Source organism: Maribacter corallii (genome assembly GCF_047345415.1).
Lineage (GTDB): Bacteria > Bacteroidota > Bacteroidia > Flavobacteriales > Flavobacteriaceae > Maribacter_C.
Genome location: NZ_JBLFEP010000004.1, coordinates 312,463 through 326,812 on the forward strand (window position 1 = coordinate 312,463; position 14,350 = coordinate 326,812).

The 14,350-nt window shown below is 44.6% G+C and carries 10 protein-coding genes; all 10 read left to right on the forward strand.

The features are described from left to right. Positions 1 to 34 precede the first annotated feature (34 nt). The 10 genes from ACKWCA_RS15665 (at position 35) to ACKWCA_RS15710 (ending at position 14,209) form a co-directional block, all read left to right on the forward strand. Complete coding sequence (locus ACKWCA_RS15665; RefSeq protein ID WP_413979147.1) at positions 35 to 1,471, forward strand: glycoside hydrolase family 140 protein; 1,437 nt, start codon at positions 35 to 37, stop codon at positions 1,469 to 1,471. A gap of 23 nt (positions 1,472 to 1,494) precedes the next feature. After that, entirely contained in the window at positions 1,495 to 1,974 is a 480-nt protein-coding gene (locus tag ACKWCA_RS15670; protein WP_413979148.1) for a nuclear transport factor 2 family protein, read from the forward strand. 15 nt (positions 1,975 to 1,989) lie between these two features. Further along, on the forward strand, positions 1,990 to 2,433 hold the full coding sequence (locus ACKWCA_RS15675) for a PaaI family thioesterase (protein ID WP_413979149.1): 444 nt from the start codon (positions 1,990 to 1,992) through the stop codon (positions 2,431 to 2,433). Between the two features lie 9 nt (positions 2,434 to 2,442). Further along, the gene (locus ACKWCA_RS15680; RefSeq protein WP_413979150.1) at positions 2,443 to 3,723 is read left to right on the forward strand and encodes an aminotransferase class V-fold PLP-dependent enzyme; all 1,281 of its coding nucleotides are present in this window, start codon (positions 2,443 to 2,445) and stop codon (positions 3,721 to 3,723) included. Positions 3,724 to 4,020: 297 nt separating this feature from the next. Continuing rightward, the gene (locus tag ACKWCA_RS15685) at positions 4,021 to 5,688 is read left to right on the forward strand and encodes a tetratricopeptide repeat protein (RefSeq protein WP_413979151.1); all 1,668 of its coding nucleotides are present in this window, start codon (positions 4,021 to 4,023) and stop codon (positions 5,686 to 5,688) included. A 12-nt stretch (positions 5,689 to 5,700) separates the two neighbouring features. Next, positions 5,701 to 7,431, forward strand: coding sequence for a tetratricopeptide repeat protein (locus ACKWCA_RS15690; RefSeq protein WP_413979152.1), 1,731 nt, complete (start codon positions 5,701 to 5,703; stop codon positions 7,429 to 7,431). 46 nt (positions 7,432 to 7,477) lie between these two features. Then, entirely contained in the window at positions 7,478 to 8,131 is a 654-nt protein-coding gene (locus tag ACKWCA_RS15695) for an SCO family protein (RefSeq protein ID WP_413979153.1), read from the forward strand. A gap of 177 nt (positions 8,132 to 8,308) precedes the next feature. Next, a complete protein-coding gene (locus ACKWCA_RS15700) occupies positions 8,309 to 10,501 on the forward strand; it encodes a transferrin receptor-like dimerization domain-containing protein (protein WP_413979154.1) in 2,193 nt (730 codons plus the stop codon). A 25-nt stretch (positions 10,502 to 10,526) separates the two neighbouring features. After that, entirely contained in the window at positions 10,527 to 10,754 is a 228-nt protein-coding gene (locus ACKWCA_RS15705; protein WP_413979155.1) for a putative signal transducing protein, read from the forward strand. 26 nt (positions 10,755 to 10,780) lie between these two features. Further along, on the forward strand, positions 10,781 to 14,209 hold the full coding sequence (locus ACKWCA_RS15710; RefSeq protein WP_413979156.1) for a DUF7133 domain-containing protein: 3,429 nt from the start codon (positions 10,781 to 10,783) through the stop codon (positions 14,207 to 14,209). Positions 14,210 to 14,350: the final 141 nt, after the last annotated feature.

Consider the following 14,350-nt stretch of genomic DNA (forward strand, 5'->3'; position numbering starts at 1 on the left):
ATCGATTTCATCCTAAAATTCTAAGTTTAAGGAAATGACTATTCAAAAAATCGTTATCTTCCTCAATCAATGTGTTGCGATGCGTTTCATAGTATCCCTTTTGTTTCTTTTCGTCCTTGTTCGGGTTACTAGCGCCCAAAAATTAAAAGTCAGTGAGAATCGGCGTTTTTTGGTTACCGAAGACGGTCAGCCGTTTTTCTATATGGCCGACACGGCCTGGGAGTTATTTCATAGATGCAATCGAGAGGAAGCCCTTATGTACCTTGAAAAAAGAAAGGAGCAGGGCTTTAACGTGATACAGGCCGTTGCCTTAGCGGAATTAGATGGGCTGAATACACCCAACCCGTATGGTGAGACTCCACTGATCAACAACAATCCGGAAAGTCCCAATCCTGCCTATTTCGAACATGTCGACTTCATCATCAAGAAAGCGGATAGTCTCGGTATGTACTTCGCTTTATTACCGACATGGGGCGATAAACTCAATACAAAAAGTTGGGGTGTAGGACCTGAGGTGTTCAACAAAAAAAATGCATATCGTTTTGGTCAGTGGATCGGTACACGTTATCGAACTTATGATAATATCATTTGGATTATCGGTGGTGATCGTAATCCTCGAGAACAAAGTAACGATATTGAAGTCTGGAACCAAATGGCCGAAGGTGTGGCGTCAGGCGCTGGCGGGTATGACAAAACCCTGATGAGTTACCATCCTCAGCCCAAGGAGTACGGCGGTTCTTCTACCTGGTTCCATGATGAAGATTGGCTTGATTTCAACATGCATCAAACCGGACATTGCGCGAATCAAGGTACTTATAAGCATATTAACCATGATTATAACCTCATCCCAAAAAAACCTGTATTGGACGGAGAACCCCTTTACGAAGACCATCCCAATTGTTTCAACGCCAAAGAATTGGGGCATAGCCTACCGGAAGATATCAGGCGTATCATGTACTGGAACATATTTGCGGGTGCCTTCGGCCAAACCTATGGTTGCCATGATGTATGGCAAATGTTCAGGGGTGACGAAGAGGGTATCAATCAGCCCTTGAGACCCTGGCCTGTGGCATTGAACCTTCCCATGGCCAATCAGGTAAAACATCTTAAAAACCTTATGCTTTCAAGACCCTTTTTAACCCGCATCCCCGATCAGTCCATGATTTTGGCAGAACAAGAAGAAAACGATGATTATATCATCGCAACACGAGATGAAACCGGCGGTTACGCCATGATTTATTTCCCTACAGGAAAATCAGTAGACCTAAACCTCTCGGTATTGTCAAGCGGCTCTTTAAAAAGCTGGTGGTACGATCCACGGACCGGCAATGCGTATCTCGATAAGACTATAGAAAATAAAAGTTCCATCATTGTCACTCCTCCGACCTCCGGTAAGGGACACGATTGGGTGTTGATTCTTGACTCAACTGACCAAGACTTTCCCATACCTGGAAAGCCACCAATAAAATAGTAGTACTAAAATATGTTCAAATCATGATTAAAAAACTATTCTTGGGAACGCTGCTCATGCTAACGTTACCCATGTCGGCTCAATCTGAGCTTGAGAAGGAAGTAGAACAAGTGGTCAAAACCTTCTTTGAAGGCTTCCACAAAGGCGATACCCTATTAATGAAACAAACCATGGCGGACCAACTGGTTTTCCAAACGGCCTTCAAGAACAAAGAGCAAAAAGATGTGTTGAAACAAGATGATGTAGCTGGTTTTATCAAGGCCATCGGCAGTGGTCGCCCGGTCAAGGAAAAATGGGAAGAACGTATTACCTCCTATACGATAAAGGTAGATGGTAATATGGCCAATGCCTGGACGGAATACGAATTCTGGCTCGATGGTAAATTCAGCCATTGTGGAGTCAATTCCTTTCAACTTTTTCATGACAATGGCACTTGGAAGATCATCTATCTAATCGATACCAGAAGACGTTCAAGTTGTGAAGCAAGCGCGAGTAAAAACTAGTACAGAAACGAAACAATGAACAAAGCCCTTACAGTACTTCGATCTTGGATTGGAAAGGACTCCTCAGCCTCTATATCTCCTCTAATGCGTTGGCTCAACCCGACCTTATTACGTGTAGAAGAAGGTGAACTAGAGTTCTCTTATGTCATTCGTGAAGAAATGACCAACCCTATGGGCATCTTACACGGTGGTACTACAGCGGCAATTATTGATGATGCGGTAGGAGCAGCGGTTTGGTCTTTGGGAAAGCCACATATGTACACCACAGTGAATTTGGGCGTTGATTATTTTGCCTCGGCAAAGGCCGGGGAAACGATCATAGCCAAAACCTCCATCACCAAAAATGGAAATCAGATTATCAATACCTCCTGTGAAATTTGGAACGCCGATAAAAGTCGAATGATTGCTAAAGGCCATTCCAATTTAATTAAAATTGACCCGTCTAGAACCAAACCATAGAAACCTCATATGTCCGATAATCGTAGAAAGTTTTTAAAAACCCTAGGCGTAGGTGCCGTAGCCTCTCTAGGGAATCCGGCCGCCATATGGGGCCGTGCAACCGCGCCGGTAGCACAAGTACTAGAAGGCTTAAAACGAGAGGATACTTCCGAAGTCTATTGGGAAGAAGTACGTTCACAATTCAAATTTGCGGAGGGGCTCTCTTATTTCAACAATGGTTCTTTGGGAGCTTGCCCTCAGCCCATCCGAGAAGCCACCATGACCTTTCGCGATACATTGGATGATTTTCCTTCAAAATATATGTGGGGTGGTTGGAAAGATGAGATTGAAGGGGTCCGCAAAAAAGCCGCTAATGTCTTTTCTGTTTCGGAAGAGGAAATCGCCCTCATTCACAATACCACCGAGGGCATGAACCTTATCGCTAGTAGTTTGGATTTACAGGAGGGCGATGAAGTGATTACGGCAGATCACGAACATACCAGTGCATTGAATCCATGGAAATACTGGCAAGAGTCCAAAGGGATTAAATTGGTCACCCCTACCCTACCCATACTTCCAAAAAACAAGGAAGAGGTAGTTAGGGTATACCGTAACGCGATTACCCCAGCAACGAAAGTAATTTCCATCTGTCATCTCGTCAACACGAACGGAATGATCCTTCCGATCAAGGAGGTAACGAAAATGGCCCATGAAAGAGGTATCTTAGTCGCTATTGATGGTGCACAAGCCACGGGGATGTTCAATTTTGACCTCAAGGATATCGGTTGTGATTTTTACACGGTAAGCGCTCATAAATGGTTATTCTCGCCAAAAGGAGTCGGTGTTTTTTATGCAAAACAAGATAGTCAGCGTCACCTCAAACCCTTGGTGGTTGCCAGAGGGTATGAAGATACCAGCATAAGACGGTTCGAAAATTACAATACCAGAAACCTCCCGGAAGTTTTGGGTTTTGGAGCTGCCCTAGACTATAGAGAGGCCATCGGAGCCCAGAAAATCAATGCGCGCACTTACGAACTCAAGCACTATTTTAGAAATCGTATCGAAGAGAACCCTCAGTTAGTTCTAAAAACACCGGCCCCTGACTCCCTATCCGGGGCAATTCAGGTCGTAGAGGTGTTGGGTAAGGAGGTTAAAGAAGTGAAAAAGCGTTTATTTGACGAATACGGAATCGACTGTCGTCCGATGAGTACATTCGGATTAAATGCAGTGCGCTTATCCTTTGCGATATTCATTACCAAAAAACAAATAGATGTTCTAGTGGCGGCTTTGGAAAATATTGCGGCGGCATAAGATTTCGGATCGATAAGCGATTGGATGGCTTATTTTATAGTGCTGCCATTTATACAGCGAAATACACGAACCAACCTTACATATGCTCATAATACACACATAAGTTCTTTAATTAGACCGTACAATGGTATATTCGACAACTTAAATTTACGTGTAACTAAATGACCGCACGACGCACACCAATTCCTCCCCTTTTGAATATACCGATTATATCGATTTATGTAAACTAGATACGGGTTTAATCACACAAAAAACAATAATTTAAAATCAGGTAGTACAACAGCTAAAACCAAATACATGAAGTCAACTTTAAAAAACGTCCTATTCTTGGTGCTACTCGCATTTCTAGGGTGTAAGAACTCGAGTAACAAAACCGAATTGGCTTCTTTAAATTTATTAAGGGGCGATTTGCAACTCTGCGGAAATGGGCAGTTCGGGGAAGTCAGTTTTTCAGAATCATGTAATTATGAGACTAGGGAAACATTCAATCTGGCAATTGCCCTGTTGCACTCGTTTGAGTATACTGAAGCTGAAAAAGCATTTGTACAAGTACTAGACCAAGATCCCGGGTGTGCTATGGCATATTGGGGAGTTGCCATGAGTATTTATCATGGTTTGTGGGCACCACCACCAAGCGAAGTACTGGAAAAAGGCAGTAAATTACTTGAGGTTGCCGCAAAACTTCCTAAATCAAATAAGGCCGAGAACTACTTAGAAGCAATTGGGGCATTTTATCAAGACTGGCAGACCGTAGACAATCAGACCCGAAAAGAGCGCTATGCCCAAAAAATGAAAGAAATGTACAACTCCAATTTAGATGATACGGAAGTCTCGGTATTTTACGCATTGGCACTTCGGGCATCTGCAGTACCAACGGATAAAACATATAGCATACAAAAGGAAGCGGGTAAAATATTGGAAGCTTTATTTGAAAAAGAACCCAACCACCCCGGAATCGCTCACTATATTATTCATTCCTATGATTATCCGGAATTGGCCGAACTGGGTTTAAGCACCGCTAGGAGATATGCTGAAATTGCACCCAATTCCGCTCACGCTCAACATATGCCTTCGCACATCTTTACACGTTTAGGATTATGGGAAGAGTCTATCAACACCAATATCAATTCAGCTTCCTCAGCAACTTGCTATGCCGAAAGTATTGCTCCAGGCGCTCATTGGGATGAGGAGGTTCACGCAATGGGATATCTCGTGTATTCGTATCTACAAACCGGAAATAATTCAAATGCTATTGAACAATACAATTATCTAAAGTCGTTTGAAAAAGTTTTTCCAACCAATTTTAAAATTGCATATACGGCCTCGGCCATACCGGCTCGTATTGCCATGGAGAACAAAAATTGGGAAGAAGCTGTCGCCCTTAAATTACCCGAAAATCTAGGATTATCTTGGGAGTCCTTTCCTTGGGAGAAGTCCATACTGCATTTCACTCGTGCGATGGGAGCGATACATACCAAGAACCTAAGTGCAGCTGAAAACGAGTTGAACATTTTAAGATCATTTCAAAAAGAATTGACGGAATCAAATGACACCTACAAAGCCAATCAAGTTCACATACAGGTTAAGATGACCGAAGCATGGTTCTCTTTGGCAAAAGGAAAAAAAGAAGAAGCGTTATCAACTATGAAAATGGCGGTTGAAATGGAAAATAAGACATCGAAACATCCCGTAACTCCGGGTGAAGTAGTTCCAGCAGATGAACTTTATGGCGATATGCTTATGGCGCTTAATAAGACGCAAGAGGCACTGGAGATTTATGAACTGAATCTTCAAAAGCGACCCAATCGTTTCAATGGTATTTATGGCGCGGCTGTAGCCGCCAAGAAGTCTGGGGATAAGGAAAAAGCAAGCTTATATTTTGAACAACTCATAGAATTAGCCAAAAACTCAAATAGTACACGACCTGAAATCATCGAAGCTAAGCGGTTCATTCTACAATCTTAAAAACAGAACAGTATGAAAACAAAGATCAGTTTGGGGGTATTCGCGATAGTACTTTTGATATCGGTTCACCTTCTTAAAGAAACGTCAAATAGCAAGTCAACAAAAAACTATCAAAAAGCATCTTTCAGCTTCACAAAGTGTACCCCTACCAAATTCATGTTGGACGTCATAGATACGACCCAGCAGATTTCACCACTATTTACCAATCTAGGCACTCTTCATTTTCCGATTTCCACTGAGAATGAAAGAGCTCAGGCATTTTTTGATCAAGGCATGAAGTTATCATACGCCTTCAACCATGCGGAGGGACATCGTTCTTTTATGGAGGCCGCAAGACTTGATCCGAATGCTGCGATGCCGTATTGGGGCCAAGCTTTTGCCCTAGGCCCTAACATCAATGATCCCTTACCAGATGAGGAACGCAAGAACAAAATCAATGAGGCCATGGTAAAGGCCAAGCGCCTGGCAACTAATGCCGCTCCTATTGAGCGAGCTTTGATCATGGCGTTGGACAAGCGGTATAGCGAAGATTTGACCAAAGACGTTGCCGAACTCAATATGGACTATATGTTGGCAATGGCCCAGATAGTCAAACAATATCCAGAAAATGCGAATGTTCAAATTCTATATGCTGCTTCGGTAATGAATACCGTGCCTTGGAATTATTGGGATAAGGAGGGAAATCCTTCTCCGAACATAAAAGAGGCCAAAACGGCTCTTGAAATCGCGATGAATCTAGAACCCGAAAATCCCGGAGGCCATCATTATTACATTCATATGGTCGAGTTACCCTATCCCGATATGGGTGTGGCCAGCGCAGATAAATTGGCTTCCCTAATGCCCGGGGCCGGTCATATTGTACATATGCCCTCCCATATTTACATTCGAGTGGGTCGCTATTTAGATGCCGTTAAAGTCAATCAGGCGGCCATTCTTGCCGATGAGGACTATATTTCGCAGTGTTTTTCGCAAGGGCTATATCCCTTGGCCTACTACCCGCACAACATTCATTTTTTATGGTCTTCAGCCAGCTTATTGGGCGATAGCCGGATTGCCATTGATGCCGCTAAAAAAACAGCGGAGAAAGTACCGACCGGTGAATTGGTGACCTTACCCTTTTTACAGGATTTTGCAGCAACTCCCCTATTGGCCTATACGCGTTTTGGAAAGTGGAATGAAATCTTGACCATTCCCGCACCTAACCCAGAGATCAAGCATCTAAATTTGATACGGCACTATGCACGGGGGATGGCCTTCATCAGAAAAGGGAACATCACCGAAGCCCAAGAGGAATTGGATGCCATTCGAATACTTCAGCAAGACCCTGAATTGGAAACCTTGGTCGCCACCGCAAATAATGCGTCCATTCATTCGGCAAATATTGCTTCTGAGCTAATAGCAGGCGAACTGGCCGCTCTAAAAGGAGATACCTCAAAAGCAGTAGAACATCTTGAAAAGGCTGTTGAATATGAAGATGGTCTTACCTATACCGAACCAGCAGCTTGGCATATCCCTACCCGACAAAATCTTGGTGCTATCTTAATGAAAGGTAAAAAGTTTAAGGAAGCTGAGAAGGTATTTAAGGAAGATTTGGATGTACTTCGCCAAAATGGATGGTCCTTAATGGGGTTATACAATAGTTTAAAAGCACAAGGCAAAGAGAAAGAAGCTCAGGAAGTAAAAATAGAATTTCAAAAGGCCTGGCAACATGCCGATATCGAAATCGATACGTCCATACTTTGATATATCTATGCCTAAAACCCAGAACAAGGCTAGTAATCGTGAAATCATGAAAGGGAAAATTCAAAAACTAATAGGGTCGCTTCTCATTTCAACTGCCATAATTTACCTCGTATATTTTATTACTATGGGTGGTGGCGCAGAAGTACTTCCGGTATACAACCCCACTAATTTCAATCCCGAGTTAGTCGACGTTAGTTTACAGCAGGAGTCCGAGGATCACACCGTGGCCGATTTCGAGCTGCGCAACCAAAATGATAGCATCATCACTCAAAACGATTATAAGAACAAAATCTATATTACCGATTTTTTCTTTACAAGATGTCCGAGTATCTGTCCGGTGATGACCAACAATATGGCAAAAATCCAGGACAGGTTCATAGCTGATCCTGATGTGATGTTACTCTCGGTATCGGTTACCCCAAAATTGGATAGTGTGGCAATTCTACAAGAGTACAGTCGGAAACATGGCGCAATCAATGGCAAATGGAATATTACCACAGGAGACAAGAAACACATCTATAATCTTGCCCGAAAAAGTTATTTTGCCGTTGTAAATGAAGGAGATGGGGGTTTACAAGATTTCATTCATACGCCGAACTTCATATTGGTCGATAGGCAAAAGCGGATCAGAGGGGTATATGACGGTACCAAAAATGAAGAAATCGATCGCCTGACGCAAGATATAAAAAGGATACTATAACCTTAGTCCGCTTCTTAAATCGGCTCGCTACCGTAAACCGCCCGGAACAAATTCAAAAGGCATTTGAAGGAAAACAGTTTCAGCAAATCGATGCCCGCTTAGCAGACGGGAAGGCAGGTATAAATCTCGATTATCGAGTCAAAAAAATCAGTATCTTCATTCGCTAAATCCAACGCCATGAACATACGAGTTTTCGTTACCGTCCTTTGTCTTACGGTAGGTTTTGTCAATGCACAAAATTCCATCTTAGGTTTTACTTCCGAAAATGCTAAAAAACAACAACAATTAGAGTCCGTATTCGAGTCCAAACTTAACGCGGATAATTTAGATGAGTGGATGCAACTAATGGCGGCCGAACCCCATTGGGTGGGCACGGAATATGGAGAAAAGAATGCCAAATGGATCCAAAAACAATTCAAGTCCTGGGGCTATGACACCAAAATTGAAACATACCATGTGCTCTTTCCTTATCCAAAGGTACGGTTACTTGAAATGACGGCTCCCACAAACTACAAAGCGAAATTGACCGCGGTTCCAGTTGATGGTGATCCCTTTACAGCCCAGGGCGATGCCTTATTGCCCAGTTATAATGCCTTCTCAACAGACGGTGATGTAGAAGCGGAGTTGGTTTTCGTGAACTATGGCATCCCAAGGGACTATGAAGAACTCGATAAACTCGGAATCGATGTGAAGGGAAAAATAGTGATTGCCAAATATCAGGGTTCATGGCGTGGAATCAAACCAAAATTAGCTGCGGAAAAAGGAGCTATTGGGTGTATCATTTATTCCGACCCTTCGGATGACGGTTATGGCCGTGGGGATGTATACCCCAAAGGAGCCTACAAAAATGAGACAGGCGTTCAGCGGGGTTCCGTTATGGATATGCCCACCTACCCCGGTGATGTGCTCACACCTGGTTATGGAGCCACAAAAGATGCCAAGAGACTCGACCGAAAAGATGCGCCTACGATTACGAAAATCCCGGTTTTACCTATTTCCTACGAAGATGCGGAACCCTTACTGGCCGCATTGGGTGGACCGGTCGCTCCGCAATCTTGGAGGGGAGGCCTGCCTATTACCTATCATATAGGCCCTGGTACCGCCAAGGTGCATTTGAAATTGGAATTCGATTGGCAGCTAAAACCCGCACATAACGTCATTGCAACGCTGAAGGGTTCACAGTTCCCCGATCAATGGGTCATGCGTGGAAACCACCATGACGCTTGGGTTCACGGAGCAAATGACCCTATTAGCGGTATGGTAGCCCTCATGGAAGAGGCAAGGGCCGTGGGCGAACTGGCCAAAAAGGGCAACAGACCGAAACGTACCTTGGTCTATTGTGCGTGGGACGCGGAGGAGCCCGGCCTTATTGGATCGACCGAATGGGTAGAAGATCATAAGAAAGAATTACAAGAAAAAGTCGTGGCTTATATTAACACTGACGGCAACGGACGCGGGTTTCTCGGTGCTGGCGGTTCACATAGTCTACAGGCCATGGTCGGAGAGGTCGCTGAAAATGTTATGGATCCCCAACATGGGGTTTCGGTCAAGGAAAGAAGAATAGCTGTAGATATGGTACGGGGCGGAACCGAAGATTTTGAAATCTACGCGCTTGGTTCCGGATCTGACTATACCCCATTCATCCAACATGCCGGTATAGCCTCTCTAAATTTAGGCTTTGGGGGCGAAAACGGTGGGGGCGAATACCATACCATTTACGATACCTATCCGCACTATAAAAGGTTTAAAGACCCCGGTTTTGCCTACGGTATTGCTTTGGCGAATACTGCCGGTCGCATTACCCTGCGATTGGCCAATGCCGATGTTCTTCCCTTTGAATTCAAGCAGTGGCACAAAACCGTGACGGGCTATTTGGACGGTATCATGAAAAAGACGGACCAGATGCGAACCGATGTTGAAAAACACAATTCCCTAGTAGAAAAAAATAGATTCGAATTGGCTTCGGACCCGACAAAAGCCTTTGTCAAACCGGTTAAAAAAGAGTCGGTTCCCTATCTTGATTTTACTCCGCTACAAAACCAACTCATCGCTCTTAAGCGTACCATTGAAACTCTTTCGAAAATCGATCTTTCGAATCTTACGGAAGAAAGGCGTAGCAGTTTGAACAAGAGATTGATGCTAGCGGAACAGGTACTGACCTCGGAAGAGGGACTTCCAAGAAGATCTTGGTACAAGCACCAAATATATGCTCCTGGCTTTTATACGGGCTATGGGGTAAAAACCCTGCCCGGTGTGCGGGAAGCTGTAGAGGAAAAAAATTGGAAGGAAGCTGAAGAACAAATCGACAAATTGGCCAATACATTGAAAAACTTCGATAAGCACCTGCAAGAAATAAACGCAATGCTGTAGCTTTAAATTAAACAAATACGAACTTATGGATTCAAATTATACGAGAATATTCATCGGAAGTCAAGTTCAGGCACAAAGTCTGGTAGGGCGTCTAACCGCTGTCGGTATCAATCCTGTGGTGAAAGATGAGGCAGAGTCGGCCCGATTGGCCGGTTTCGGTTCCTCGACCACAAGTAGTAGTGAAATTTACGTTCATAAAGATGAACTCAAGAAGGCCGAATCCGTTTTGGATCAAGCGACCGATACTCCTTAAGACAACCCTTATAAACCCACGACCAAATGAAATCCTATTTCGGAAGAGTTATTCTAACAACCGTAGTCCTATCCCTTTGTGTGTCGACTTCATGCACCGATAAATCGAATGCGCCCATTGAGGTACCCCTCACTGTATATGAAGATTCGATTTTGGGCATGCAGAAAGCAAAGGATGCAGAAAATGGTGTTGTTGCCAAGCTGGCGGATGGTCTGGAACTAAAGTTATGGGCCTCTGATTCACTTGCCCCCGACCCTATCGCAATGGACATTGACGCCAAAGGACGTGTTTATCTTACCCGAACCAATCGGCAAAAGAATTCGGAATTCGATATTCGGGGATATCAACCATGGATGACCCCATCTATTTCCTTTCAATCCGTAGAGGACCGACGTGATTTTTTACGTAAGACCTTTGCACCCGAGCTGAGCGAACAGAATAATTGGTTAAAAGACCTGAACAACGATTCGAGCCATGATTGGAAAGACCTGGCCGTGGAAAAAGATGAAGTTTGGATGTTGGAAGACACCAACAACGATGGGATGGCAGACGTTTCAAAACGGATATTGGAAGACTTCAACGAGGAAATTACCGATGTTGCCGGTGCCTTACATGTCAGAGACGATGACATATTTGTCGGTATTGGCCCAGATATGTGGCGACTGACCGATAGCAATGGAGATGAAGTCTTAGATGAAAAAACCTCCATCGCCCATGGTTTTGCAGTACATATCGGTTTTGGAGGGCATGGTATGTCAGGTGTGGTGCAAGGCCCCGATGGTAAAATGTATTGGGGTATCGGCGATATTGGAGCGAATATCACTACGGTAGACGGAGCGAATCACAAGTATCCCAATCAAGGGGTAATCGTGCGCTGCAATCCGGATGGAAGCGATTTCGAGGTGTTCTCAAGAGGGCATCGCAATACCCATGAATTTGTCTTTGACGCCTATGGAAATATAATCTCTTCCGACAATGATGGGGACCACAGAGGCGAAAGTGAACGTCTGGTACATATTGTCGAAGGCTCGGATTCGGGATGGAGAACCAACTGGCAGTTCGGAAAATACACCGATTCCAAAAATAACTCGTACAAGGTCTGGATGGATGAAAAACTCTACGTCCCCAGATGGGAGGGCCAAGCGGCCTATATCATTCCTCCTATTCAGAATTTTCACAACGGACCCACTGGAATGGTATATAACCCGGGTACCGCCCTGGGAAAAGATTGGTTAGACCGTTTCTTCTTGGTCGAATTTGTCGGTGACCCCAGTAGATCGCATATTTGGTCGTTCGATTTGAAGCCGAAAGGCGCCTCTTTTGAACTCGATACCGATATCGATATGTTGAGCGGTGTGTTGCCTACGGGAATCAGGTTCGGACCCGACGGCGCGCTTTACCTAGCGGATTGGATCAATGGTTGGGGCACCAAAGACTATGGGCGCGTCTGGAAATTGGATGTTGATGAGCGTCATAGCGATTTGGCACAAGAGCGTGCGGAAACACAGCAATTAATGATTTTGGACTATGATGAGCAATCGAATGATGAGTTGGTAAAACTATTGGCCTATCCCGATATGCGAATTCGACAAAAGGCCCAATTCGCCCTGGCAAAAAGTACGTTCTGGGGGTATCGAAAACTAAAAACGGTCATTAACGAAAATCCAAATCAATTTGCCCGCGTCCATGCCATTTGGGGAATTGGACAGATTGCAGCCAAAGACCTGGGCAAAGCGGAAGCCTTAGTTGCGCTTCTTGATGATAGCGACGCGGAAATCATTGCACAAGCGTTAAAGGTTTTAGGTGATGTCAAATATACCGAAGCTACGGATAAGTACATTTCCTTGCTTCAGCATGAAAACGATCGGGTGAAGTTCTTTGCTGCGCAGGCGCTTGGAAGAACGAAAAGCGCGGCGGCACTAGAACCTCTTTTGGACATGATAAAAGCCAACGCTGACGAAGATGTATATCTCCGACATGCTGCGGTCTTGGCCCTTTCCAGAATCGGAAAAATAGCTCCTATCGCCGATTTGGCCAATAGTGACAACCGCAGTTTACGTATTGCCGCTGTTCTGGTTTTACGCAGATTACAAAGTCCGGAAGTAGCGAAATTCTTGGATGACGAAGATGAATACATCGTTACCGAAGCGGCCAGGGCCATCAATGACGATTGGTCTATCGAAGAGGCACTACCTGCCCTGGCAAAACTGCTGGAACAAGAAAGGTTTACTTCGGAACCACTCTTACGCCGAAGTATCAATGCCGCGTTGAGAGTCGGTGGTGAAACGGAAATGCGCAATCTTATTTCATTTGCCAAAAATCCAGCATTTCCGAGCGAACTAAGAGGTGAAGCCCTTGCGACCTTAGGCACTTGGGAATCTCCCTCGGTATTGGATCGTGTCGATGGTCGGTTAAGAGGTGAAGTGAAGCGTGATGGGAGTCTTTTGCGCAAGGAATTACAGCAAGAAATCCCGATCTTTTTATCCGATAACGACCCTGACATCCTGGTTGGAGTTGCGCAGACACTGGCCAATTTAGGTATGAACGATAACAGTGATCAGGTATTTTCGGTATTTTCCAAAAATCGGTCTCCTCAAGTTAAGGCCGCGATGCTGACCACCCTCGGCAAGCTACGCTACAAAAATATCGAAAAGGCGATGAAGGCAGGAATGGGAGACACGGAACAAGAAGTACGAGAGGCCGCCGTTGGATTAATAGCGGAACTGAATATTTCGGAAGATGACCTTCCTGCAGTGGTTAACCCTATTTTCAATACGGGAACAGTACGTGAGCAACAGAAGATATTGGGTGTGTTGGCTGAAATGCCTGCCAACAAGAGTGAAACCGTACTGCAAAACCTTATTCGAAGAGCAGACAAAAATCAATTGAAAGAGGGTGTCATCTTGGATCTCATTGAAGCTGTTGAGGCCACGGAATCAGAGGAACTGATCGCGCAGTTATCGGTTCTGAAAAGTGGTACAGCTTCGGTTGACAATTACCAGGAAACCCTACATGGTGGAAACTGGTGGGGCGGTAATTCCGTATTCAACAGTAACCCGACCGCTCAGTGTGTCCGTTGCCACGCCGTAGGAGGTGCAGGTGGAGTTGTCGGCCCGCCTTTGGACAATATTGGCAATGTGCTGACTAGAGAAGAAATTCTGGAATCCCTTATCGAACCTAGCGCTAGGTTGGCTCCAGGGTATGGAACGGTTACCGTTACCTTAAAAGACGGTCAGACCGCTACTGGGGTTTTGGAGAAAGAAACGGACCACGAATTGATATTGCGAACATCGGACGCCGAGCCGCTTGAAATTGCACATTCACGTATTCAAAAGCGAGAAAATAGTGTCTCCGCTATGCCTGCCATGGGAAAGCTGATCACTAAAAGGGAATTACGTGATTTGATCGAGTATTTAGCAAGTTTGAAAGTAGTCGAGCCTTTGACCTTGAATTAAAAGTTTGAGGCTTTCCTCCGCTGGAACACACTCCGTAATACCTGAACATTAAAGGATGAGAAGTTGGCATATTTATTGAAGGTGATGCTATATTCCCTTTAATCTCCATAGTAGTTTCTAAGACCTCCTTGAAAATTCATT